The following is a 531-nucleotide window of genomic DNA, read 5'->3' as shown; positions in this document are numbered from 1 at the left end:
CTGCTGTCGTTCTTGCAAGAAATACCAACCGAAAACGGCACTTTGCTTTGACTTCGTCTACCCCCAGAAGAAAGTACAGTTTCATTGGGGTCAATCGGAATAAACAATGCAAGTTCAAACGCAGCTATTTTTCACCGATAGACAAGCTTGTTGACAACATGAAATCTGCCTCATGCCATGCACGTACGCAGGGTTCCACTCATTGATATCTATTGGTTTAAAACGCGTTTACAGAACTTGCCTGACAGCGCTGAGTTACTCAAAACCCCTCTTGAGCGCTATTTCGAATACAACCAAAGACCCAAATTGGCGGCCTTTTTGCGTCCAGTCCTACTGGGTTGGATCGGCGCAACAGATCACAGCCCCTCCCTCTCTGTTTTGGATTTCGCTCAACAAGCAAGAGGGCCGTTTCACTCCGATGCACCCAATGCCTACAGTTTGGGCTATAAACGCCCGATTTCAGAATCAGTGATAAATCCATTAACCGAACACTTACGCCAACAGTCGGTGCAGTTTAGGCTCGGCTGTGAG

1 pseudogene is annotated in these 531 nt (G+C 47.3%); it reads left to right on the top strand.

Annotated features, from left to right (window positions below):
• Positions 1–177 precede the first annotated feature (177 nt).
• A pseudogene (locus CIK04_RS30015) lies at positions 178–531 on the top strand (FAD-dependent oxidoreductase); the annotation flags it as partial.

This window comes from Vibrio sp. 03_296, from assembly GCF_002265885.1.
This window is presented reverse-complemented; position numbering and strand designations above follow the sequence as displayed.